Here is a 23,225-nt window from a genome sequence, read left to right as displayed (position 1 = left end):
CGGGTTCCGTCCCACTGAGTCGACTCGGATCTGTTGCCCGGACGTGTCCGCAGGTACTTTTTTCTCACCAACTATTGCCAGGACTGGAGCTGCCATGGGGTTCATCCAGCCGAACCTGCCGGTCGTCGAGGCGGCCGAATGGGGTAAGCGGACTCGCGCCGAGCGGATTGTGCCAATGGCGCGCCACATCGCCGAGAACGGCTTCGGCACGCCACTGATCATGCACGTGATGTACGGCGTCAAAATAGTGCTGTACATCCTGGGCGCGTGGCTGTTCGCCTTGGCCACCCGGGGTGTGGACGGCTTCACCAATGTGGGCAGCTGGTGGACCGAACCGATCGTGTTCCAAAAGGCCGTGCTCTACACCATGCTCTTCGAGGTCATCGGTCTTGGCTGCTGCTTCGGCCCGCTGGCCGGGCGGTACTTCCCCGTGATGGGCTCGATCCTCTACTGGCTGCGGCCCGGCACCATCCGACTGCCACCCTGGCCCACCAGGGTTCCGCTGACTCGAGGTAATACCCGTAGCCCCTTCGACGCCTTGCTTTACGCTGCCCTGCTGGCACTGCTCGTCATCGCGCTGGTGTCCGACGGCTCCGGCCCAATTCCCGCCCTGGGGACCAGGATTGGCGTGCTGCCCTGGTGGCAGCCGGCCGCCATTCTTTCGGTTCTGGCCGTCTTGAGCCTGCGCGACAAGATCATCTTCTTGGCTGCGCGCGGCGAGGTGTACACGCCGCTGACGCTGGTGTTCCTGTTCTCCGGCGTCGACATCGTGGTCGGCGCAAAAGTGGTTTTCATGGTGATCTGGCTGGGCGCGGCCACATCGAAGCTCAACAAGCACTTCCCGTTCGTGATCTCGACGATGCTGGCGAACAACCCGTTCATCCCGTCCGGCGCGCTCAAGCGGTCGATGTTCAAGAAGTATCCAGATGACCTGCGGCCCAGCGCATTAGCGGGTTTCATCGCGCACTTCTCCACCGCAGTGGAGGGATTGGTGCCGCTGGCGCTGTTCTTCTCCCATGGTGGCTGGCCCACCGCCATTGCCGCATTCGTGATGATCGTGTTTCACCTGAACATCCTGCTGGCCTTCCCGATGGGCGTGCCTCTCGAGTGGAACGTTTTCATGATCTTCGGGGTGCTGTGGCTCTTCGTCGGGCACGCACAGCTGGGTCTCTCGGACGTCACCCACCCACTGCCGTTGGCCGTCCTGTTCGCGGTCGTCGCCGGGACTGTCGTCGCGGGAAACCTGTTCCCGCGCAAGGTTTCCTTCCTGCCCGGAATGCGTTACTACGCGGGCAACTGGGACACCACCCTGTGGTGCGTGAAGCCGTCGGCCGACGAGAAGATCCGGATCGGTGCGCGCGCCCTCGGTCCGATGCAGCACCTGCAACTCGAGCGGTTATACAAGAGCAAAGAGGACACCCTGGTCCCCATTCATCTCGCGTACGCATTCCGCGGGATGAACACCCACGGCCGCGCGCTGTTCACCCTCGCGCACCGGGCGATGGCCGGCTATGACGAGGACGACTACAACCTGTGTGAGGGCGAGATGCTGTGCGCCATGGCAGTCGGCTGGAACTTCGGCGACGGGCACATGCACAACGAATCTCTGATCGCGGCGCTGCAGGAGCGGTGCGGGTTCGAACCGGGCGAGGTCAGAGTGGTGATCCTGGACGCCCAGCCCATCCAGACGCAGCGGCAGGAATACCAGTTGGTCGACGCCGCAACGGGCGAATTCGAGCGCGGCTATGTCCATGTCGCCGACATGGCCACCGCCCAGCCCTGGGCCGATGACATTCCGATCCACGTCACCAGCGATGCGGGCCTGAACGCGTGACGACCGCCCTCGTTACCGGGGCGTCGACCGGACTCGGACGCGAACTGGCAGGCCTGTTCGCCGCCGACGGCATCGACCTGGTGGTGGTGTCGAGCGAGCGGAGCACCGTACAACTGGCCGCACTGGCCGACGATCTGCGATCTCGGCACAAGGTTCGCGTCGACACCGTCACGATGGACCTGGCCCGGCCGGGCGCCGGACCCGAACTCGTCGCCCGCGTCGACGAACTCGGCGTCGAGGTCGACTACCTGGTAAACAATGCCGGGGTGGGGATTCTCGGCCTGAAGATCCAAGAGTCCGACCCCGTTGCGATCTCGAAGATGATTCAGCTCAACGTCGTCACCTTGACCGACCTGACCACGCTGTACGCCACGCGAATGGTCAAGGCGGGCCGCGGCGCCATCCTCAACGTCAGCTCGATCGCCGCTTACGTCATCCCACACGGACTGGAGGCGGGCTACTCCGCCAGCAAGGCCTACGTCCGGAGCTTTTCAGAGGCAGTGGCCGCCGACCTGCACGGCACCGGCGTCACCTGCACCCATCTCGCAGCGGGTCCGACGCGCACCGAGTTCGCCGAAACCGCCGGCGTCGGGGATTGGTCACGGCTGGATCGCTTCATCATGGACGCCGCGCCGACGGCGGCGGCCGGGTATGCGGCGATGCGGTCCGGCCGGGTCATGGTCATGCCCGGGCTCGGCAACAAAGTCATGCGGGTGGTGGCGCCGCTGTCGCCCTCAAGAAGGCTGAAAGCCGTGATCTCCGGCTATTTCGTGGCGCGCCGCTGACATCGCGTCCGCTGGCGAGAAATCGGCCGGGTCAGCGGTTGCGGATCTTGTGAATGACCACCACGACCGCGACGACGCCGGCCCCGGTCAGAGACACCGTCACGATCGGCTTGTTCAGGAACTCGATCACCCGGGCCTTGACATCGTCGGCCAGGCGGCGCGGGTTGGCACGCACAGCAAGCGAGTCGACGGTCGCCGCCAGCTGTTCGCGGGCAAGGTCGATCTCCTGCTTGATGGTGTCGGGATCGCGGTCCGCCACGTGTCTGTCCTCCAAGTCAGGCTGGTGCACTGACGAACTACCCTAGAGCAGCCGGTGCTGGTCCCCGCGCTCCGGTGAACAGAAAGGACTTTCAACCTTGAGCGAGACAGCCCGCCTGGCGCCCGGTGACAAAGCGCCCGCGTTCAGCCTGCCCGACGCCGACGGCAACAAGGTGTCGCTGGCCGACTTCAAGGGACGCCGCGTCGTCATCTACTTCTACCCGGCCGCCTCGACACCCGGCTGCACCAAACAGGCCTGCGATTTCCGGGACAGCCTCAGCGAGCTCAACGAAGCCGGCCTCGACGTCGTCGGCATCTCTCCCGACAAGCCGGAGAAACTGGCGAGGTTCCGCGACGCCGAGGGACTCACATTCCCGCTGTTGTCGGATCCCGAGCGCAAGGTGCTCACCGCCTACGGCGCGTTCGGTGAGAAGACGATGTACGGCAAGAAGGTCACCGGCGTGATCCGGTCCACGTTCGTCGTCGACGAGAAGGGCAAGATCGCAGTCGCGCAGTACAACGTCAAGGCCACCGGCCACGTCGCCAAGCTGCGTCGCGACCTGTCCGTCTAGCCGTCTTTGGCCGCTCCGGTGAGGCGGGGAAATAAAACGGACCATAGTCCGCTTTAATCAGAACATGCCTACCACCGAGCGGACCATCGACCTTCTGCAGCGCAATCTTCACGACGTCTTCGGAGAAGGGGATCCGGCACGCCGACGCGCCGCGATCGAAGAGCTCTACACCGACGACTGCGTGCTTTACGTTCCGGACGCGGTCCTCATGGGCCGCGACGCGGTGGACACCTTCGCCGGAGAACTACGGGCCACCCATCCACAGTTCGTCTACACCCACCGCGGCCAACCGCAGGCCCTGCACGACGGCGGCATCGTCGCCTGGGGCTCGGGCCCGCAAGGGGAACCGCCCGCCTACACCGGGCTCGACGTGATCGTGGTGCGGGACGACAAGATCGCCACGTTGTACGTCTACCTGAATCCGAAGTTGGCGTAGCTTCCGCTCGCCCTTGAGTGCGCCTCAAATTGAATCCAAATATTCGCCCGAGCAAACAGCAGACAACAGTGAGCTATTGCGATCTAATCTGTCGAAGAACCGTGTGTTGCCGCTGCTCATAGGGGAGTCCCAATGTCATTTGTCGTCACCAACACCGATTTCGTCTCCCAGGCGGCCGGAAATCTGGCCCGGATCGGTTCGACGCTTACCGAGGCCAACTCAGCGGCGGCGGCGCAGACGACCGGCTTGGCAGCTGCGGCCTCCGACGAAGTCTCGACCGCGATCGCGGCAGTCTTCGGTGAGCACGCCCTGGGCTATCAAGCCCTCAGCGCGCAGGCCACCGCATTTCACCAGCAGTTTGTGCAAACCCTATCTGGCGGCGCGGGCGCGTACGCCGCCGCCGAGGCGGCGGCCGCCAACCCGTTGCAACCGCTCCTCGACATCATCAACGCGCCTGGCTACGCGCTGTTCGGCCGTCCCTTCATCGGCGATGGCGCAACTGGTGCGCCCGGGCAAAGGGGCGGCGACGGCGGAATCATCATCGGTAATGGCGGCGCCGGCGGGTCGAACACCGGCCTGGGCGGGGTCGGCGGCAATGGCGGAAATGCGGGGTTGTTCGGTATCGGCGGGGCCGGCGGCAACGGCGGCAACGGCGGCGGCAGTCGCGGCGGGGCCGGCGGCGCCGGCGGGACACTGTTCGGCATCGGCGGCAACGGCGGATTTGCATTCGGCGGCGGCGGTGACGGCGGCAACGCCGGACTGATCGGCATCGGCGGTTCCGGCGGCGGCACGTTGTCCTTCGGACCCGCCGGAAACGGCGGCGCCGGCGGAATTTTGATTGGCACCGGCGGTAACGGCGGCGTCGGAGGCTCCTCCAGCGATGGCGGGACGGGCGGCCAGGCCGGCCTGATCGGCTTCGGCGGCAACGGAGGCGACGGCGGCAGCGCCGGCGGCAATGGCGGCGCCGGCGGCAACGGAGTGCTGCTTGGCAACGGCGGCAACGGCGGCAACGCCAACGGGGCCGGTGTGCCCGGACCCGGCGGCAAGGGTGGCTTGATAGGCCTGCCGGGCAAGAACGGTTCTTAGACCAGGATTACTTCGCGTTCGCGCCAAGGTTCGCCAATAGCAGCGCTTCAGCGATCGCGGCGCGCTCCAACACCCCCAAATGCAAGCTCTCGTTGATGCTGTGTGCCTGCGTCCCAGGGTCCTCGACCCCGGTGACCAGGATCTTCGCCTCAGGAAACGCCTCGGCGAACTCGGCGATGAATGGGATCGAGCCACCCATCCCCATGTCGATGGGATCGGCAGCCCAGGCCTGCCGGAATGCCGCCCGCGCGGCGTCGTAGACCGGGCCGCTCGCTTCGATGGCGTAGGGCTGGCCGAGTTCGCCGCGGATGACGTTCACCCGGGCACCCCACGGAGCGTGTTCGTGTAGGTGCGCCTCGAGCGCGTCCAGGTGCGCTGCCGCGTCGCCGCCGGGCGCCACCCGTAGGCTGATCTTGGCGCGCGCCCGCGGAATGAGCGTATTCGACGCTGCCGCAACGGATGTGGTGTCGATCCCGATCACGGTGACCGACGGCTTAGCCCACAACCGTTGTGGCACAGTCCCGCAACCGATCTCACTGACCCCATCCAGCACACCGGAGTCCTGGCGAATCCGCTCTGGCGGGTAGTCGGGGTAGTTGAGTCCGTCGGTGTTCAACTCGTGCAGACCCGCGATCGCGACATTGCCGTCGTCGTCGTGCAGGCTGGCCAGCAGTCGTACCAGCACGCTCAGGGCGTCGGGCAGCACGCCGCCCCACAGCCCCGAGTGCAACCCGTGGTCCAGGGTGGCGACCTCCACGACGCAGTCAGCCAATCCGCGCAGCGACACCGTGAGCGCGGGAATCTCGGTGCTCCAATTGTCTGAATCCGCAATCACAATCACGTCGGCGGCCAGCGCGTCCCTGTGGGCCTCCAGCAACCGACCCAGCGACGGCGAACCCGACTCCTCCTCACCTTCAACGAAGACCGTCACCCCCACCGGCGGGTTGCCGTCGTGCGCCCGGAAGGCCGCCAAATGCGTTGCAATACCGGCTTTGTCGTCGGCAGTACCGCGTCCGTACAGCCGGCCATCCCGCTCGGTCGGCTCGAAAGGCGCCGAAAGCCATTGCGTGCGGTCACCTTCGGGCTGCACGTCGTGGTGGGCGTACAGCAGCACCGTAGGCGCGCCCGGCGGCGCGGGATGGTGCGCGATGACGGCCGGGGCGCCTCCCTCACTGACGATCTTGATGTCATCAAAACCGGCCTGCGACAACAAGTCCGCCACTGCCTGCGCGCTGCGGTGCACCTCGTCGCGGCGGTCCGGGTCGGCCCACACGGACTCGATGCGCACCAGGCCCTCGAGATCCCGCCGCACCGAAGGCAACAGTTCGCGCACACGCTCAACCAGATCAGTCACGCCCCGAGAGTAACTGTCGGTGCCGAGTGCCTACGAGAGCATGTGCGACTGGCAAACCCCGCCCAACTCCCAGCAGCCCCGTCAGGCGGACATTCCGGTGCCGCCACCGTTGGTGAAACCGGACACGCCCGGACCGCCCCCAACGCCGCCGGTGTTGTTGCCGCCCTGACCACCGATAGAGATGCTGGCGTTGGCTCCCGTGCCGCCAGCTCCACCGGCGGCACCGTCGCTACCATCCCCACCCACGATTCCGCTGCTCGAGCTGCCACCGCCACCACCGCCGCCGATCACCTGACCTCCCGCGCCACCGGCGCCGCCGCCGGTGGTTACACCGTTGACGGAAACCTGACCCCCGTCGCCGCCGCCGCCACCAACGACGCCACCCCCACCGCCGCCAAGGGCGATGCCGGAGCTGAGCACACCGCCCTGCCCGCCGGTGCCAGCCGTACTAACAACGCCGGTGAGGTCGCCGCCGAGACCGCCCGCACCGCCGCCACCATCGACTCCGCCCTTGCCACCGGCGCCGTTGCCGACCCCGCCGATGCCGGCACCGCCCGCACCGCCGGTACCCCCAGTACCGCCCTGGCCGCCCTGCAACCCGTTATTAGGTGTCCCCGAGGAAATGGCGCCGGCTGTCCCGGCGCCGCCCTCGCCGCCAGTACCGCCGACGCCGGCAGCGCTACCGGCACCCGCAGCGCCCCCCGTTCCGCCCTGACCACCCTGGGCCCCCATGGCGCCGCCCGTAGCACCAGTACTGGTGGCACCGAGGCAGTCACCGCCTTGGCCTCCATCGCCCCCCAGGCCACCCGTTCCGCCCGCACCACCGTTTCCGGTAACCCCTCCGATCGAGGCTGCACCACCCTGGCCGCCCGCGCCGGCGGCACCACCTTGACCACCCTGAAGACCGTTTCCTGAGTCGCTCGGAAGGCGGCGAATCCCGATGCGCGCGATGACTTTAGGATCGATCGCTGCTTAGCCGATCTCGCAGCGCATGCGGACTGTATTAGTCTGTACGGCAACCGAATCAAGCGTTACTGCCCGTTGGCGCCACCCTGCCCACCGGCGGCAAGCCCAGAGATCCCGCCCGTGCCGCAGAGTCCGCGATATCGTCGGCTATACCTGGATCCGCCGGAAGGGCACAGATGCGACTCACAAAGCCGACACATTGATGTTGGCCAGCCGTACTGATCAGGCCCCCGATCCGACGACCCCCCTGTGGCGCGCGGCGCAACTGTTCCGGCTGCTGAGCTGTCTGTACGCACTGGGGTTCCACATCGCCGTCAATTCGGACCTGCGTCACCCTGGACTCGCCTGGGCGCTATTCACCGTGCTGATCGGTTGGAGCACCGCGTGCGCGGTCGCCTACCTGCGAGGGTTCGGCCGTCGGCCGGCCTGGGTGATCGCCGAACTGGTGGTAGTGCTGCTGCTGATGCTGTCCACTCAGGTGGTCGCGACCGGGCAGTGGGCGCACGACAACCAGACCTGGCCAACGACGTTGTGGGCCAGCAACGCCACCATCTCCGCGGCACTGCAGTTCGGCCCCACCGGCGGCATGCTGACCGGGGTGGCGGTCACGGCCACCAGCGAATTCGTGAAGGGCTACCTCAACGTCAACCTCGGACGCAACGCCACCGTCATCGTCGAGCTGGCGGTCGGGTTGGCGGTGGGGCTGGCCGCCCGGACTGCGCGACGGGCTCACGACGAATTGCAGCGCGCTGCCCGGCTATCCGCGGCTCTCGAAGAACGCGAACGGCTGTCCCGTCAGGTCCATGACGGGGTCATCCAGGTGCTTGCGCTGGTCGCCAAACGTGGCCACGAAATAGGCGGTGCCGCATCAGAGCTCGCGAAGCTGGCCGGTGAGCAGGAACGCGCGCTGCGAAGTTGGGTCACTTCGACCGACATGGAGACCGACGAGCACGATGCGACGGTCGACCTGCGCGCACTACTGCGCCGTCGCGAGTCCGACCGCGTGTCGATGAGCCTGCCGGGAACACCGGTTCCGTTGGAAAGTGGTGTCGCCGGCGAGTTGGATGCGGCGGTGGGCAACGCACTCGACAACGTGAAGTCGCACGCCGGTCCAACCGCGCGCGCCTTCGTCCTCCTGGAGGATCTGGGCGATTCCATCGCGATCAGCATCCGCGACGACGGTGTGGGTATCGAGCAAGGGCGACTGGACCAAGCAGTCACTCAGGGACACGTCGGAATTTCCAAGTCGATCGTGGGACGGTTGGTGTCGTTGGGCGGCAGCGCTGAATTGACCACCAAAGAAGGCGAAGGCACCGAATGGGAGCTGAGTATGCCGCGTCAGGAGGGACGCCATGACTGAGCAGACCGAACCGACCGTCATGGTCGTCGACGACCACCCGATCTGGCGCGATGCCGTCGCCCGCGACCTCGCCGACGACGGATTCAACGTCGTCGCCACCGCCGAAGGGGTGGCCGCCGCCCGCCGCCGGGCGGCGGTGGTCAAACCGGACGTCGTGGTGATGGATATGCGCCTGTCAGATGGTAACGGCGTTCAGGCGACAACGGAAGTTCTCGAGGTCTCGCCGTCAACCCGTGTCTTGGTGCTCTCGGCCTCCGACGAGCGCGAAGACGTCCTCGAGGCCGTCAAGGCCGGAGCAACCGGATACCTGGTCAAGAGCGCGTCGAAATCCGAACTGGCCGAAGCGGTGCGGGCCACCGCGGCCGGTCGCGCCGTGTTCACGCCCAGTCTGGCCGGTCTGGTGCTGGGCGAATACCGGCGCATCGCGCAGAACCCGAGTTCGGGGCCCGCTACTCCCAGCCTCACCGAGCGGGAGACCGAGGTGCTGCGGTTCGTCGCAAAAGGGCTGTCCGCCAAGCAGATTGCCGAGAAACTCTCGTTGAGCCACCGCACCGTGGAAAACCACGTTCAAGCGACGTTTCGCAAGCTGCAGGTCGCCAACCGGGTGGAGTTGACGCGCTACGCCATCGAACACGGACTCGACCAATGACGGTATTTGGGTAGTCCTACTCATCCGATGCCCGGCGCATGCGGGCAGGGTGGGTCACCATGACCGAATCGCAACAGGCCGACCGTGATGTCCTGAGTCGGCTTTCCCACGAATTCGACGCCCTGGCCCGTCAGATGTCGAAAGTGTCCGGCGAGCTGGGCCAACTGGACCGCTTGTTCTCCGCCTCCGCGCCGGCGGCATCACCCTCGGCCAGTGCACCCGCCCCGGCCCCGGCCCCTCCGGCGCCCGTCGCTCCGCAACCCGTTGCCCAGCACATCCCGCCGCAGCAGCAGGACCCGTACTGGCAGGCGTATTGGCAATATTGGGCACCCGCGTCTGCGGCGCCGCGCGCCCCACAGCCACCGCGCCAGCAAGCACCCCGGCCCAGGCCCCCACAACCTGCCCCCACTCCCCCGCCGCGCGCGCCAAAGGTGCGCCCTGAGGCGATGCCAACCAGGTCGGCGGAGAAGGCCGAGTCGGGCTGGATCGGCAAGCTACTCGCGGTCGCCGGCGTCGCCGTGACGCTGATCGGCGTGGTGTTGTTGCTCGTGCTGGCCGCCCAAGCCGGCCTTCTTCGACCGGAGATCCGGGTGGCCGGTGGCGGCGCGCTGGCAACGGCACTGGTCGCGATCGCGGCCCGGCTGCGGGGGCGGCCCGGCGGCCGTATCGGTGCGATTGCGTTGGCCTCCACCGGGATTGCCACCGCGTATTTGGATGTCATCGCGATCGTCACCATCTACAAGTGGGTACCGGCACCCGTCGGGCTGATACTCGCCGCCATCGTGGGCGGTGCGGGACTGGCCCTGGCGCGACGCTGGGACTCCGAACACCTGGCGCTGCTGGTACTGGTGCCCCTCATCGGCCTGGCACCGGTGATTACCGATGGTGTCGACCTGCTGTTGGTCAGCTTCATGCTGGCGCTCTCGGCCGCGGCGTTGCCGGTGCAGATCGGCAAGGACTGGATCTGGATGCATGCCGCCCGGATCGCAGCCACGACACTGCCATTACTGCTGGCGCTGGCTGCGATCAGCCGGCACGACAACGCGTGGCTGGTTGGCGGCGCGTGCGGCGTCGCGGCAATCCTTGCCATCGCCGGCGGCTTGATCCTGTTGCCTTCCACCAGCAATGCGGCCGGGTTGGCGTTGCTGACGGCGACGGGCACGGTGCCCGTACTGGTCTGTGCGGTCGCCGTGGACCGGGTGCTCGCCGCGCTTCTGACAGCCATGTTGGCGGCGGCCATGCTGGCCATCGCACTGATCGGTGATCACCCCCGCGTCGTCACCCAGATCTGGTCGGCGTGGTCGGCGATCTCGGCACTGGTATCACTCACCGTCGCGTTCGCCGGCTATGTCGAAGGTCCCGTCCTGCTGGCCATGGCCGTCATCATCGCCATCGCCGGTCGCCACGACGTCGTAGCGCGTTGGGCCGCAGCCGGATTCGGCTTCATCGGCACCGCGATTTCCTACCATTACGTGCCGCTACCCGTGCTGGTGCGGGCCACCGCGTTGCCGACGCCAGTCGCGGTGTCCACGCTGGCGGCCAGCTTGCTGGTCATTGCGCTCGCCATCGTGCTGGTGCGCATGTTCATATCAATGGAAATGTTTGTCGGGCAGCATAATTCCGAGAACGTGCTGCTGCTGTTCGCGGCGGCTGGCGCGCTGGTGATCTACGCCGTCACCGCATTCACGGTCACCGCCGGTGTCCTCGTCGGCGGCACCGGAGGCGGGTTCCTGGCCGGACACATGGCTGCCACCATCTGCTGGATCGGCATGGCTGCAACACTATTCGTCTACGCGCTCCGACGGGCTGGTGAAGACCGGCGCACCCAGTCGATCACCGCCGGTCTCACGCTGACGGGCGCGGCCACCGCCAAGCTGTTCCTGTTCGACCTGGCCACGCTGGACGGCATCTTCCGGGTGGCAGCCTTCATCATCGTGGGCCTGGTGCTGCTGAGCATGGGCGCCGGCTACGCTCGCAGCCTGGCTTCGGCGAAGTAGCGCCAGTCTCGCGACAAGACGTAAAGGGCGCCCGAAATCAGTGATTTCGGGCGCCCTTTCCTAATACTACGCATTGTGGTACTACGGTAAGTAGTAGATCTAGAGCCGATGCGCAACGACGCGACTCGGTGGCAAGGAGACGGTCGCCGTGGACCTCGAGAAGTCGGATCGCGCAGCCCAGCAGGCGCACAGCATTGACTCGCGATATCACCCCTCCGCGGCACTACGGCGCCAAATGAACAAGGTCTTCCCGACCCACTGGTCGTTCTTGCTCGGCGAGATCGCGCTGTACAGCTTCATCGTGTTGCTGATCACCGGCGTCTATCTCACCCTGTTCTTTGATCCCTCGATGGCCGAAGTCACCTACCACGGGGTCTACCAACCGTTGCGCGGCGTGGAAATGTCGCGCGCCTACGAGTCGGCCCTCAATATTTCCTTCGAAGTTCGCGGTGGTTTGTTCGTGCGACAGATCCACCACTGGGCCGCGCTGATGTTCGCTGCGGCGATCATGGTTCATCTGGCCCGCGTCTTCTTCACCGGAGCGTTCCGCCGCCCCCGCGAAGCGAACTGGGTAGTCGGATCACTGTTACTGATCCTGGCCATGTTCGAGGGCTACTTCGGCTACTCACTGCCCGACGACCTGCTCTCGGGCATTGGCCTGCGTGCCGCGCTGTCTTCGATCACCCTGGGCCTGCCGGTGGTCGGAACCTGGCTGCACTGGGCACTATTCGGCGGGGATTTCCCCGGCACCGTACTGATTCCCCGACTCTATGCACTGCACGTATTGGTGTTGCCGGGCGTCATCCTCGGGTTGATCGGGGTGCACCTCGCGCTGGTGTGGTTCCAGAAGCACACCCAGCTCCCCGGGCCGCGGCGCACCGAACACAACGTGGTCGGAGTGCGCGTCATGCCGACGTTCGCAGTCAAATCCGGCGCCTACTTCGCTTGCATCGTCGGCATCCTGGGTCTGATGGGTGGGTTGCTGCAAATCAACCCGATCTGGAACCTGGGCCCTTACAAGCCATCTCAGGTGTCGGCCGGTTCTCAGCCCGACTTCTACATGATGTGGCCGGACGGCTTGCAACGGCTGTGGCCGGCGTGGGAGCTGTATGTCGGCCACCACACGGTGCCTGCCACTGTCGCGGTGGCGCTGATCATGGGGCTCGTGTTTATCCTGCTGATCGCCTACCCATTCCTGGAGAAGCGCTTCACCGGCGACTACGCGCACCACAACTTGCTGCAGCGTCCCCGTGATGTCCCGGTGCGCACGGCGATCGGCGCCATGGCAATCAGCTTCTATCTGGTGCTCACGCTGGCAGCCATGAACGACATCATCTCGCTGAAGTTCCACATCTCGCTGAACGCGACCACCTGGATCGGCCGCTTGGCGATGGTGCTCCTGCCGCCCCTGGTCTTCTTCATCACCTATCGCTGGTGCATCGGGTTGCAGCGCAGCGACCGATCCGTCCTGGAACACGGCGTCGAAACCGGCATTCTGCGGCGCCTACCGCACGGCGCGTACATCGAGATCCACCAGCCGCTGGGCACCGTTGACGCCGAAGGTCACGCCACTGCATTGGAATACCGAGGAGCACCGCTGCCCAAGCGGATGAACAAACTCGGCGCGGGTGGTCGGCCCGGGTCGGGCAGCCTGTTCGTGGCTGACCCCGCATCCGAGGACGCGGCCCTCGCTGAGGCTGAGCACGCCCGCGAACAACGCGCCATCAGCACCCTGCGACGGTAATCCAGCGCTCGACCCGATGATCGCGACCCGCTGCGCCCGGCTACGCCGCGCTTGCGATCGCGCTAGACAGTTTCGAGGATGGCGACCGCGGCAGCGGTGTCCCCCTCGTGAGTCAACGACACGTGGATAGTCACGTTGGCGAGATGCTTGGCGACCTCGCCGCTCAACCGCACCCGGGGCCGCCCCCACATGTCGGTGACGACCTCGATATCGCGGTGAATGTCCTCCGGCAACACCGGCCGCTGCGCGAACCGAGACACGGACCACGCCTTGATCACCGCTTCCTTCGCGGCCCAGCGCGCAGCCAGGTGGCGCGCCGCCGACGAACTCTTGTCGGAGGCGTCACGGCGCTCACCCGGGGTGAAGGTCGACGCAAAGACCGTCCCCGGCTGATCCACCTGCTCCGCGAAGTCCGGAATGGAGACAAGGTCAATCCCTACTCCGACGATGCCCATGGATCGCAGGTTAACGGATCAGTCCATGCATGCCGCAGCGGCCTAGTCAGCGATCGCAAGCGCGACGGAGTCGGGCGCAGCGGGTCGCGACCATGTGGCTAGTACTCGTCGTCCGCACCCAGCCTGGCGTCAGGATTCAGCAGCATCGAGGCCTCCTGCGGCTTCTCCGGCCCGTCGTGGTCAAAGCGACGGTCCGGCGGCCGCTGGTACATCGGCTCGCCGCCGGCGATCGCCGAGATCAGACGACGCTGACCGGCAACCAGGCGGGCGTCGGCACGCCGCTGGTAGTCCGAGCGCTGCCCGGGCTCCAGCGTCGCGATGAACGCCTGCGGGTGCACCAGCGCGACGAGACCCGACACGTGGCCGAATCCGAGGCTGGTCAGCATCCCGGCCTTGATCGGGAACTTGCCGCCCAGGCGCAGTGTGTCGCGCACCCAGACGAAGTGCGCCGAGCCGGAAAGCTCGTCGTCGACGCAATCCAGGCTGCGGTTGGGCGGGACCACCCCGTCTCGCAGGATCTGGCACAGCCCGTTCATCTGGAACACCGCCGCTCCGCCCTTGGCGTGACCGGTCAGGCTCTTCTGCGACACCACGAACAACGGTGCACCGGCGGAGCGGCCCATCGAGTCCGCGAGTCGCTCGTGCAACTCCGTCTCGTTGGGGTCGTTGGCAAGTGTCGACGTGTCGTGCTTGGAGATCACCGCGATGTCGTCGGCGGTCACACCCAACTTGGCAAGTGCCCGCGCCAGCGCCGAATCCTTGCCGCCACGGCCTGCACCGAGCGCGCCCAGACCCGGGGCCGGGATGGAGGTGTGCACCCCGTCACCGAACGACTGCGCGTAGGCCACCACCGCGAGTACCGGCAGCCCCATCTTGAGCGCCAGGTCGCCGCGGGCCAGCAGAATCGTGCCACCACCCTGCGCCTCGACGAAGCCGAGGCGACGCCGGTCGTTGGGCCGGGAGAACCTTGAGTCATCGATGCCCCGGCCGCGCATCACCGAGGTGTCGGCGGTGGCGGCCATGTCACCGAATCCGGTGACAGCCTCGAGCGTCATGTCGTCCAGCCCACCGGCAACCACCAGTTCGGCTTTGCCCAGCCGGATCTTGTCGACACCCTCCTCGACCGACACCGCTGCGGTCGCGCACGCCGCAACGGGGTGGATCATCGAGCCGTAGCTGCCGATGTAGGACTGAACTACGTGCGCCGCAACAACATTCGGCAGAACCTCCTGCAGGATGTCGTTAGGTTTGTTGCGGCCCAACAGATTACCGTGATACATGGTCTGCATTGATGTCATGCCGCCCATGCCGGTGCCCTGCGTGCTGGCGACCAGGCCGGGATGCACATAACGCATCAGTTCAGCCGGGCTGAACCCCGCCGACAGGAATGCGTCAACGGTCGCAACGATATTCCACAACGCCACCCGGTCGATCGAGTTGGCCATGTCGGCGCTGATTCCCCACACGGTCGGGTCGAACCCGGTCGGAATCTGGGCCCCGACGGTCCGCGTGAGCTTGGTCTTGCGTGGCACCCGAATCTCGGTGCCCGCCTTCCGGGTCACTTGCCAGTCGCTCGAGTCGGGCACCGGCCGGATCAGCGTGTGCTCGGGGTCGAAGTCGACGAACGCGCGGGCGTCGGCCTCCGAGGACACAACGAAGCTGAAGTCCTTGTCGAGGAAGACCGATACCAACAACGGTGAGGCAAGGTCGGATTCGATCGCCCCGTCGCCCACGAACTCGCGGATTCCCGTGCGTTCCAGCACGGCTTCGTGGTAACGCTCGAACAACTCGGCCTCGTCGACCAGATCGCCGGATTGCGTGTCGTACCAACCCGGTTGGGGATCATCCTCCCAGCGGATCAATCCGGTGGTCCAGGCAAGTTCGAGCACACCGGCTGCCGAGAGTTCGTTCTCGACCTCCATCTCGAACCGGGTACGCGACGAACCGTACGGCCCGATCTCGGCGCCACCGACGATGACGACGAGGTCGGCCGGGTCGACGTCGAGGTCGTCCCATTCTGGCGCCGGCGCCGGGGTGTAGCCACGCGGCGGCGACGGCAGCGCCGCGATGGTGCCTTCGGTAGCGGTGTCGTCGTCGGCCAGTTGGGCGGTCCCTCCGGCCGACGCCTCCTCACGCGCCTTGGCCGCCAGCTCGGCCATGTCGAGATCGGCCTCGGCGAGACCGCCGGTGAAGTCTGCCTTGATCGGCGAACTCGATGCGGCCACTTGTGATTCCACGTCGCACAGGCCGAGCAGCATTGCCGCCATCTCATCGGTCGAGTAAGTGGTGACACCTGCCTCTTCGACCGCGGTGACGATCGCGTCGTTGTGCCCCATCAGCCCGGTACCCCGGGTCCAACCGATCAGCGCGTGTGCCAGGCTGACCCGTTCGGCCCACGAGGTCTCGGCGTGCCAGCGAGTCACCACAGCGTCCAATGCCGACTTGGCTTCGCCGTAAGCACCGTCGCCACCGAACATTCCGCGGTTGGGCGAGCCCGGCAGCACCACGTGCAGCCGCGACGCGATGTCGCGCTCGGAGCCGATCTTGGACAGACCGCCGATGAGCCGCTGCACGGCCCACAACAGCACCTTCATTTCCATCTCGGCACGCGCACCGACCTCGGACAGATCGCCGACGACGCGCGGTGCCGCGAACGGGAACAGCAACGTGGGGGTCTGCGCGTCCTTGATGTGAATCGACTGCGGCCCAAGGCTTTCGACCTGCTCGTTGCCGATCCAGTCGACCAGCGCGTCGATGTCGGAATAGGACGCCATGTTGGCCGGCACCACCCACAGCGCAGCACCGAATCGGGCGTGGTCGCGGTAGAGGGTCCGGTAGAACGCCAGCCGCTCGTCGTTGAGCTTGGAGGTGGTGGCGATGACGGTGGCGCCGCCGCCGAGCAGCCGTGCTGCCACCGACGCCGCGATGGAGCCCTTGGAAGCACCTGTCACGACGGCGATTTCGCGGCTGTGCGGACCGGGGTCGGGGTTTTCGGCGCCGGCGGCGATCCTGCCGTACAGCGAGGCGTGGATCTGGCGACCCACAGCCAGCGACTTGCCCTGCCACCAGGTGGCCTGCGTCGCGACCACATGGCCGGCGCCCTCGAAGCGCTCGGAGAGCCGCAACCAGTCGGCGTCGATGTCACCCTCGTCGGTCAGCCACAGCTTGACCAGATCCTCACGGGCGCTGGCCCAACGGTCGTCGAAGACGATCGCCTTCTTGGCGTCGAAGGTCGGCGCCACCAAACGCGGCCAGTCCGCTCCCAATTCGGCGGTGACCAGGTCGATCAGTTCGGCGTCGGTGGTCGTCGGCGCGGCGGTGACCGGGTCGTTCAACCCGAGCTGACCCAGCACCAGCCGGGCCGCCGAGGCCAGCACGCCATCGCGACCGGTGATCTGGTCGGTGAATTCACTGAGTGCGGCGGCGTCGACGGTCGCCCCACCGCCACCACCCGCGGACGGTAGCGAGACGGCTACCCCCAGGCGTGCGCCCACCGCGGCCACCGCGCCGTCGATGACCTTATCGACGGATGCGGCATCGGCCAGGGCGCCTTCATGCAGGTGGCCCATGGCTCCGCCACGAACACTGGTCCCTTCCCGAGTGCCCAGCGCCACCTCGACGGTGACGTGCTTGGCCCAACCATCGCCGAGTTCCCAAGTCTTCTTGACCCGCTCGGCAATCGCGGCGGGCCGCTTACCCGAGGGCCCGAGCACGGTGCGCAACTGGTCGTTGATCGCGTCCGACAGCACCGGGCCGAAGGGCTTGTAAGTACGGGCCAGCTTGGTGACCTGCGCCCGCAGCCCGGCCAGGTCGGCCTCGGCGGCACCGTCGATGGCACCGAGGTTCAGCTCAGAACCCAGGTCGACGAGCAGCTGGTTACGTCGTGACGACGCACCGTCGGTGATGGACTCGATGGAATCCAGTACTTCGATCTGGTCGATCCGCATCTTGGCCGATATGGCGATCAGCGCCAAAGTGGCGTCAGCCGCATCGAATCCGATGTCGTCTGGGCGCGGGCCTCCTGACGGCGCGGCCGGTGCGGCCGCCGGTGCCGCCGCGGCGGACTCCGGCGCGGCCGACTCTGTCGCGGTGGATTCTTCCGGTTCGTCGTCCGGCTCGGGGTCCGTATCGGTGGCGAACAGCACCGCGGCGTCGCGCTCAGCGTTGAGCACTTCCACTGTGCTGTGGGCATATTCGGGCAGCTTGAGGGTGTTGGTGGCCAGGCCCGCGACGGTCGGTGCCGTCTTCACGCCGATCTCGACGAACCGCTCCACACCCAGGCCACCGGCGGCCTCTTCGATGAACAGCAGGTCCTGCGTCTCGATCCAGCGCACCGGGCTGGCGAACTGCCATGCCAACAGCTCGATCAGCACCACCCGCGCCAGGTCGGCGGGCCGCTCACGCCACGAGTCGTAGTTGGCCAGGACCTCGTCGAGAGGCTCCGCCGGCACCAAATCGCGAATCTCCTGGATGTAGTCGCGCTCCAGATTGAACAGGCGCGGCACCAGGTTGGGGATGTAACGCCCGACGATCAGGTTGGGATCCTGGCCGCGCGGCAGCAGCCGCTCCAGCGACCGGCGGAATTCGGCGACGCCTACCCGCAACACCCGCGAGTGGAAAGGCACGTCGATGCCCGGCACCAGAATGAAAGAGCGTTTGCCACCGGAGATTTCGCGGCGGCGCTCCACTTCGGCTTCCAGCGCTTCCAGGCCACGTACCGTGCCGGCGATCGCGTACTGCGAACCGCGCAGGTTGAAATTGACGATTTCCAGGAATTCGCCTGTACGGGCGGCGATCCCGGCGACGAACTCGCTGACTTCGTCATCGGGCAGGTCGATCTGCGACGGCCGGATTGCCGCCAACCGGTAGTTGGAACGGCCCAGCTCATCCCGCGGCACGATGTCGTGCATCTTCGATCCGCGGTGGAACACCGCCTCCAGCAGCGCCGGCAGTTCGAAAACGCCGCTGACGCAGGCCAGTGCGGTGTACTCACCCACCGAGTGGCCGCACGCGATGGCATCGTCGACGAAGGCACCTTGCTCACGCATCTCGGCAACCTGCGCGGCCGCGACCGTCGCCATCGCCACCTGGGTGAACTGTGTCAGGAACAGCACGCCGTCGGGGTGGTGGTAGTGCACGCCGCTGGCGATGATGCTGGTCGGGTTGTCCCGAACCACGTGCAGCACCGAGAATCCCAGCGTGCCACGGGTGAATTTGTCCGCCTCGTCCCACACCTTGCGGGCCGCCTTGGACCGGGCCCGGACATCCATGCCCATGCCTTTGTACTGAATGCCCTGCCCCGGAAAGGCATAGACCGTCTTCGGTGCGGACAGTCGCGCGGTAGCCGACATCACCAGGTCCGACCCGATGCGTGCCGCGACCTCTAAAACCTCTGCGCCCTGGTCGATTCCGACGCGTTCGACGCGGAACTCCACGTCGTCGCCGGGACGCACCATGCCCAGGAAACGCGCCGTCCAACCGACCAGTCGTGCCGGCGGCCGGGCCTGTCCGTCGGTGGCGGTTGCCGCATGCTGGGCCGCGGCCGAGAGCCACATGCCGTGCACGATCGGCGATTCCAGGCCGGCCAGTAGGGCCGCGGCCTTGTCGGTGTGGATGGGGTTGTGGTCCCCGGACACCACCGCGAACGGCCGCATGTCGACGGGCGCGTCGATGGTGACGTCGCGGCGGCGGCGGCGCGGGGTGTCGGTGGCGTTCGCTGATATCGCGCCCCCGGCCCGGGCCGGGTCGGTCAGTTCGGCGGTGCCGGTGCGGCCCAGAATCGCGAACCGCTCCTCCATGGTCGCGATGACCGCGCCGTCACTTCCCGAAACTGTCACCGAGACGGGCACCACGCGGCCCATGTCGGTGTCGATAGCAGTGGAAGCTGTTGCAGTGACTGCCAATTGGGCCGGAATCGTGGGCAGCTGCCCGGGCAAGCTCACCGCGTGGTCCAGATGCACCAGGCTGAGCAGACCCTCCACCACGCCCACGCCGGCGTCGGTCGCCGCTGAGCCGATCGCCGCGAAGACCGCGGGCCAGCAATGGCCGACGAGAGCGTCGGGCACGGTGGTCAGGCTGGGCGCCAGCGGTTCACCGAAGGTGGCGGTGACGCCGGTGTGGTCGGCGACCCGTTCGGCATCCCAGTCCACCGTCAGCGTGGCCGTATTGTTGCTGACCGCGGGCAGCGACTCAGGTCCATCGACCCCGGCCGCGATCGCCAGCACCGAGCGCATTGCGGTGGTGGCGTCCTCGGTCGACACCACTGGTATGCCGCCGTCAACGGTGTTGGCGGGCAGGGTGAACGGGATGTCGATCCAGGTGCCCGATACCGGCACGCTGAGCACCACACTCTTGCCGTCCGGCTTGACCTGCAGCCGGGCCCCGGTGGATGTGTGTGTCGCGGTGCGGTTTTCGTGTACCTGCCAGTCGCTGGGCTCAGCGATCCGGTGCACCGGGTTGGTAGCAGTCCGTCCGGCCCACAGCACGTCGGCCGCGTCGATCACGACGGCCAACGGCCCACGCACGTCGGCGCGGCCCAATCGGCGTGACGTGACGTCGGCAATGCTCGCGCCGCTGTCGAGCACCTCGTCGATCGCGGCCTGCTCAAAGCGGTCCAGTAATTCACCGACCGGCTCGTCCAGTCGGGTGATGCCGGCAACCGCCGCGGGACCGGGGATGATGCACACCTCGTCGGCGTCGTAGCGGGCGTCGTGCGCCTGCCACAGCGAGTCGCTGCGCCACCAACGCCGGACGTCCTTGTCGATCACCGGCACGAAGTTCACCGGCTTGCCGAGGGTCTTGCACAAGGTGATGAAGAACGGGATGTCGACGGGGTGCAGGTGAACGGTCTCGGCGTCCGGGTAGTTCGCAAGCAGGGTGGCGATCGCCTGCTCGGGATTCTCCAGCAGTGTGGCGTCGCCGAACTGGGTATCGATCGGGCCGAAATCGTTTGTGTGCAAACGGGCCTCGGCGCGCTTGAGCATCTCTTCGAATCGGTCGCGCCAGGTTTCGGCCAGCCAGGGGCTGCCCGGTGCGGACGTGTCTGCGGTCGAATTGCCTTCGCCGATGGCAAGTTCGACGTAGCGCTGCAGCCACTGCAGGTAAGTCATCTCGCCGAGGTCGCCGAAGTACGGCTTGGCGGTCTTGGCCATGGCGGCGATGATCTCGTCACGACGCTCGGCGACCGCGTCTGCGTCGCCGGCCACCTCGTCGAGCAATTGTCCGCACCTGGAGGCGCTGTTGTCGATCTCGTGGATGTCGGCGCCCAGTTGGCTACGGCTGGAAGCCATCCCGCCCTGCGCTTTTCCGGCACTGATCCACTGGTCGGTGCCGCCGGTCTCGACCAGCATCTTCTTGACCGAGGGTGAGGTGGTCGATTCCAGCGTCGCCATCGCGGCGGTGCCGACCAGGATGCCGTCGATTGGCATCAGCGGGAAGCCGTACTGCTGTGCCCAGCGTCCGGACAGGTAGTCGGCCGCCTGCTCCGGGGTACCGATGCCGCCGCCGACGCAGACGGTGATGTTGGCCCGCGAGCGCAGCTCCGAGTACGTCGCCAGCAGCAGGTCGTCCAGATCTTCCCAGGAATGGTGGCCGCCGGCGCGGCCGCCCTCGACGTGCATGATCACCGGCTTGGTGGGCACCTCGGTGGCGATGCGGATCACCGAGCGGATCTGCTCGATGGTTCCGGGCTTGAACACAACGTGGCTGATGCCGACGTCGTTGAGCTCCTCGATGAGCTCGACGGCTTCCTCGAGGTCCGGAATGCCGGCGCTGACGACCACACCGTCGATTGCCGCGCCCGACTGGCGCGCCTTTTGCACCAGTCGCTTGCCGCCCAGTTGCAGCTTCCACAGGTAGGGGTCGAGGAAGAGCGCGTTGAACTGATAGGTGCGACCCGGATCCAGCAGGCCGGACAGCTCCGCGACGCGGTCGGCGAAGATCTCCTCGGTTACCTGCCCGCCACCGGCCAGCTCAGCCCAGTGCCCGGCGTTGGCGGCCGCGGCCACGATCTTGGCGTCGACGGTGGTCGGCGTCATCCCCGCCAGCAAGATCGGCGAGCGGCCGGTCAAGCGGGTGAATTTGGTCGACAGCTTCGCCCTGCCGTCGGGCAGGCGAACCACCGTCGGGGCGTAGCTCGACCAGGCCCGGGCCACCTCGGGGATGGCGCCGACGGTGAACAGGTTGCGCTGACCGCCGCGGGTGGCCGACGGCACGATGCCGATACCCAGCCCGCGGATCACCGGCGCGGTCAACCTGGTCAGGATGTCGCCGGGACCCAGGTCCAGAATCCAGCGCGCGCCGGCGTCGTGCACGCGGGTGATCTCTTCGACCCAGTCGACCTTGTCGACCAGGATTGACTCGGCCAGTGCGCGAGCGAAGGCGACGTCGAGGCCCACCTTCTCGGCCCAGCCTCCGACGATGTCGATTCCGTCGGCCAGCCGCGGAGTGTGGAAACCCACCTCGACCTTGACCGGGTCGAAGACCGGCGCGAAGACGTCACCGCCGCGGATCTTGTTCTTGCGGTCGGCCTCTTCCTTCTCCGAAATCTGCTGGCAGTACAACTCGAACCGGGACAGCTGCTCGGGGGTCCCGGTGATGACGACCGAGCGCCGGCCGTTGCGGATGGACAACACCGGCGGGAGCACTGTGCGGACGTCCTGGGCGAACTCTTCGAGCAGGCTCTGAATGCGCTCGGGGTCGGCATTGGTGACCGACACCATCGGCGGACGGTCACCGAGGACCGAGATCCCGCGGCGGCGGGCCACCAGCGTGCCGGCGGCTCCGATCAGCTGGCCCATCGCCAATAACTCGACGTCGCGAGCGCCGCCCGCCTTGAGCGCCTCGACCGCCAGCACGCCCTGCGAGTGTCCCGCCACAGCTACCGGCGGGGTTTCGATCAGGTCCATGCCCTGGCGCGCCAGCGCACGAATGGCGGCGATCTGGGTCAGCAGCACGCCTGGTAGCGACACTGCGGCCGACGTCAGGTGCTTGTCTGACGGGACTGGATCCTCGGCTGCCAGCGCCCGTACCCAATGCAGGGGCTCGAAGCCGATCGGACGCACCACCACCAATTCCCTGGCGACCGGCTCGAGCAGCAGCTCAACCTCCCCGACCAGCGCGGTCAACTCCGATTCGATCCCGGCGCCGGACACCAGCTCTTCGAGGGTCTCCAGCCAGGCACTGCCCTGGCCGCCGAACGCCACCGCGTACGGCTCGCCGGCAGTCAGGCGATCCACCAGAGCATGGGCGCTGTGCGGTCCACTGCCGTCGCGGTCTGCGGACAGCCTGTCGTGCTCGTGGATCGTCACCTTATATCTCCCTATATGCGTCTTTGTTCGCGTCTACATCGGTTACGTATCGGTTCGTTCGGCCGGCTCCGAGGGGCGGGCCCTGTCCCCCGGGGCCATTCAACCCAGGCGATTCAGCATCGAATCGCAAGCCAATAGTCGTCTGAGCGGTGCGTTGTCAGGTGGTCCGGCTCCTGGATGGAGCGGTTCCGAGCGCGGCGTCGGTCCTAATAAGGGTGTCATAAGGAATTACGCATCCCCTTTACGCCGATTGGTTACTGGCGAGTACTACGCACGGGTAACAGTGTCACGGGTAACACCGGCCTAAACCGTCGGCGGGGGCCGCACCGACAAACGTCCTGCATGAAGGTGGTTACGGTCGAGTAGCTATAACTGCGCTGATCAAAGCAGTATTGTTACCAAATCGTTATCTCAAAAATTT

General features: G+C 66.7%; 15 protein-coding genes. 10 read left to right on the top strand and 5 right to left on the bottom strand.

The genetic code is table 11. The features are described 5' to 3' along the window. Window positions 1-94 precede the first annotated feature (94 nt). Both ACZY1I_RS14560 and ACZY1I_RS14555 read left to right on the top strand, forming a co-directional pair. On the top strand, window positions 95-1,834 hold the full coding sequence (locus ACZY1I_RS14560) for a DUF3556 domain-containing protein (RefSeq protein WP_463755163.1): 1,740 nt from the start codon (window positions 95-97) through the stop codon (window positions 1,832-1,834). Further along, complete coding sequence (locus tag ACZY1I_RS14555; protein ID WP_463755162.1) at window positions 1,831-2,619, top strand: SDR family NAD(P)-dependent oxidoreductase; 789 nt, start codon at window positions 1,831-1,833, stop codon at window positions 2,617-2,619. The genes ACZY1I_RS14560 and ACZY1I_RS14555 overlap by 4 nt, the downstream gene beginning before the upstream one ends. 31 nt (window positions 2,620-2,650) lie before the next feature. Here ACZY1I_RS14555 and ACZY1I_RS14550 read toward each other — a convergent pair whose 3' ends face one another. Further along, window positions 2,651-2,878 (bottom strand): DUF3618 domain-containing protein, encoded by a 228-nt coding sequence (locus ACZY1I_RS14550; protein WP_463755161.1) that lies wholly within the window; start codon window positions 2,876-2,878, stop codon window positions 2,651-2,653. A gap of 97 nt (window positions 2,879-2,975) precedes the next feature. Here ACZY1I_RS14550 and bcp point away from each other — a divergent pair, with 97 nt between their 5' ends. The 3 genes from bcp (at window position 2,976) to ACZY1I_RS14535 (ending at window position 4,971) form a co-directional block, all read left to right on the top strand. Continuing rightward, on the top strand, window positions 2,976-3,449 hold the full coding sequence (gene bcp, locus ACZY1I_RS14545) for a thioredoxin-dependent thiol peroxidase (protein ID WP_463755160.1): 474 nt from the start codon (window positions 2,976-2,978) through the stop codon (window positions 3,447-3,449). A 64-nt stretch (window positions 3,450-3,513) separates the two neighbouring features. Then, window positions 3,514-3,885, top strand: coding sequence for a nuclear transport factor 2 family protein (locus ACZY1I_RS14540; RefSeq protein WP_463755159.1), 372 nt, complete (start codon window positions 3,514-3,516; stop codon window positions 3,883-3,885). Between the two features lie 132 nt (window positions 3,886-4,017). Beyond that, window positions 4,018-4,971 (top strand): PE family protein, encoded by a 954-nt coding sequence (locus ACZY1I_RS14535; protein WP_463755158.1) that lies wholly within the window; start codon window positions 4,018-4,020, stop codon window positions 4,969-4,971. Window positions 4,972-4,978: 7 nt separating this feature from the next. Here ACZY1I_RS14535 and ACZY1I_RS14530 read toward each other — a convergent pair whose 3' ends face one another. Together ACZY1I_RS14530 and ACZY1I_RS14525 are read right to left on the bottom strand one after the other, a co-directional pair. Further along, entirely contained in the window at window positions 4,979-6,325 is a 1,347-nt protein-coding gene (locus ACZY1I_RS14530) for a M20/M25/M40 family metallo-hydrolase (protein WP_463755157.1), read from the bottom strand. Between the two features lie 81 nt (window positions 6,326-6,406). Continuing rightward, the gene (locus tag ACZY1I_RS14525) at window positions 6,407-7,057 is read right to left on the bottom strand and encodes a hypothetical protein (RefSeq protein ID WP_463755156.1); all 651 of its coding nucleotides are present in this window, start codon (window positions 7,055-7,057) and stop codon (window positions 6,407-6,409) included. A gap of 48 nt (window positions 7,058-7,105) precedes the next feature. Here ACZY1I_RS14525 and ACZY1I_RS14520 point away from each other — a divergent pair, with 48 nt between their 5' ends. The 5 genes from ACZY1I_RS14520 to qcrB all read left to right on the top strand — a co-directional run bounded on the left by ACZY1I_RS14520 (window position 7,106) and on the right by qcrB (window position 13,041). After that, window positions 7,106-7,240: a hypothetical protein gene (locus ACZY1I_RS14520; protein WP_463755155.1), complete on the top strand. Its 135-nt coding sequence runs from the start codon at window positions 7,106-7,108 to the stop codon at window positions 7,238-7,240. Window positions 7,241-7,496: 256 nt separating this feature from the next. Further along, entirely contained in the window at window positions 7,497-8,651 is a 1,155-nt protein-coding gene (gene macS / locus ACZY1I_RS14515; protein WP_463755154.1) for a MacS family sensor histidine kinase, read from the top strand. Next, window positions 8,644-9,300 (top strand): response regulator, encoded by a 657-nt coding sequence (locus ACZY1I_RS14510; protein ID WP_463755153.1) that lies wholly within the window; start codon window positions 8,644-8,646, stop codon window positions 9,298-9,300. The genes macS and ACZY1I_RS14510 overlap by 8 nt, the downstream gene beginning before the upstream one ends. A 59-nt stretch (window positions 9,301-9,359) precedes the next feature. Continuing rightward, on the top strand, window positions 9,360-11,297 hold the full coding sequence (locus tag ACZY1I_RS14505) for a DUF2339 domain-containing protein (protein ID WP_463755152.1): 1,938 nt from the start codon (window positions 9,360-9,362) through the stop codon (window positions 11,295-11,297). A 148-nt stretch (window positions 11,298-11,445) separates the two neighbouring features. Beyond that, complete coding sequence (gene qcrB / locus ACZY1I_RS14500; protein ID WP_463755151.1) at window positions 11,446-13,041, top strand: cytochrome bc1 complex cytochrome b subunit; 1,596 nt, start codon at window positions 11,446-11,448, stop codon at window positions 13,039-13,041. Between the two features lie 62 nt (window positions 13,042-13,103). Here qcrB and acpS read toward each other — a convergent pair whose 3' ends face one another. Beyond that, window positions 13,104-13,496, bottom strand: a complete 393-nt coding sequence (acpS, locus tag ACZY1I_RS14495; protein WP_463755150.1) for a holo-ACP synthase AcpS — start codon at window positions 13,494-13,496, stop codon at window positions 13,104-13,106. Between the two features lie 98 nt (window positions 13,497-13,594). After that, window positions 13,595-22,804, bottom strand: coding sequence for a fatty acid synthase subunit beta domain-containing protein (locus ACZY1I_RS14490; protein ID WP_463755149.1), 9,210 nt, complete (start codon window positions 22,802-22,804; stop codon window positions 13,595-13,597). Between the last annotated feature and the right edge of the window lie 421 nt (window positions 22,805-23,225).

This window comes from Mycobacterium sp. IDUB_37 (genome assembly GCF_055419245.1).
Note: the sequence above shows the minus strand (reverse complement) of the source record. Positions and strands in the feature narration are given on the sequence as shown.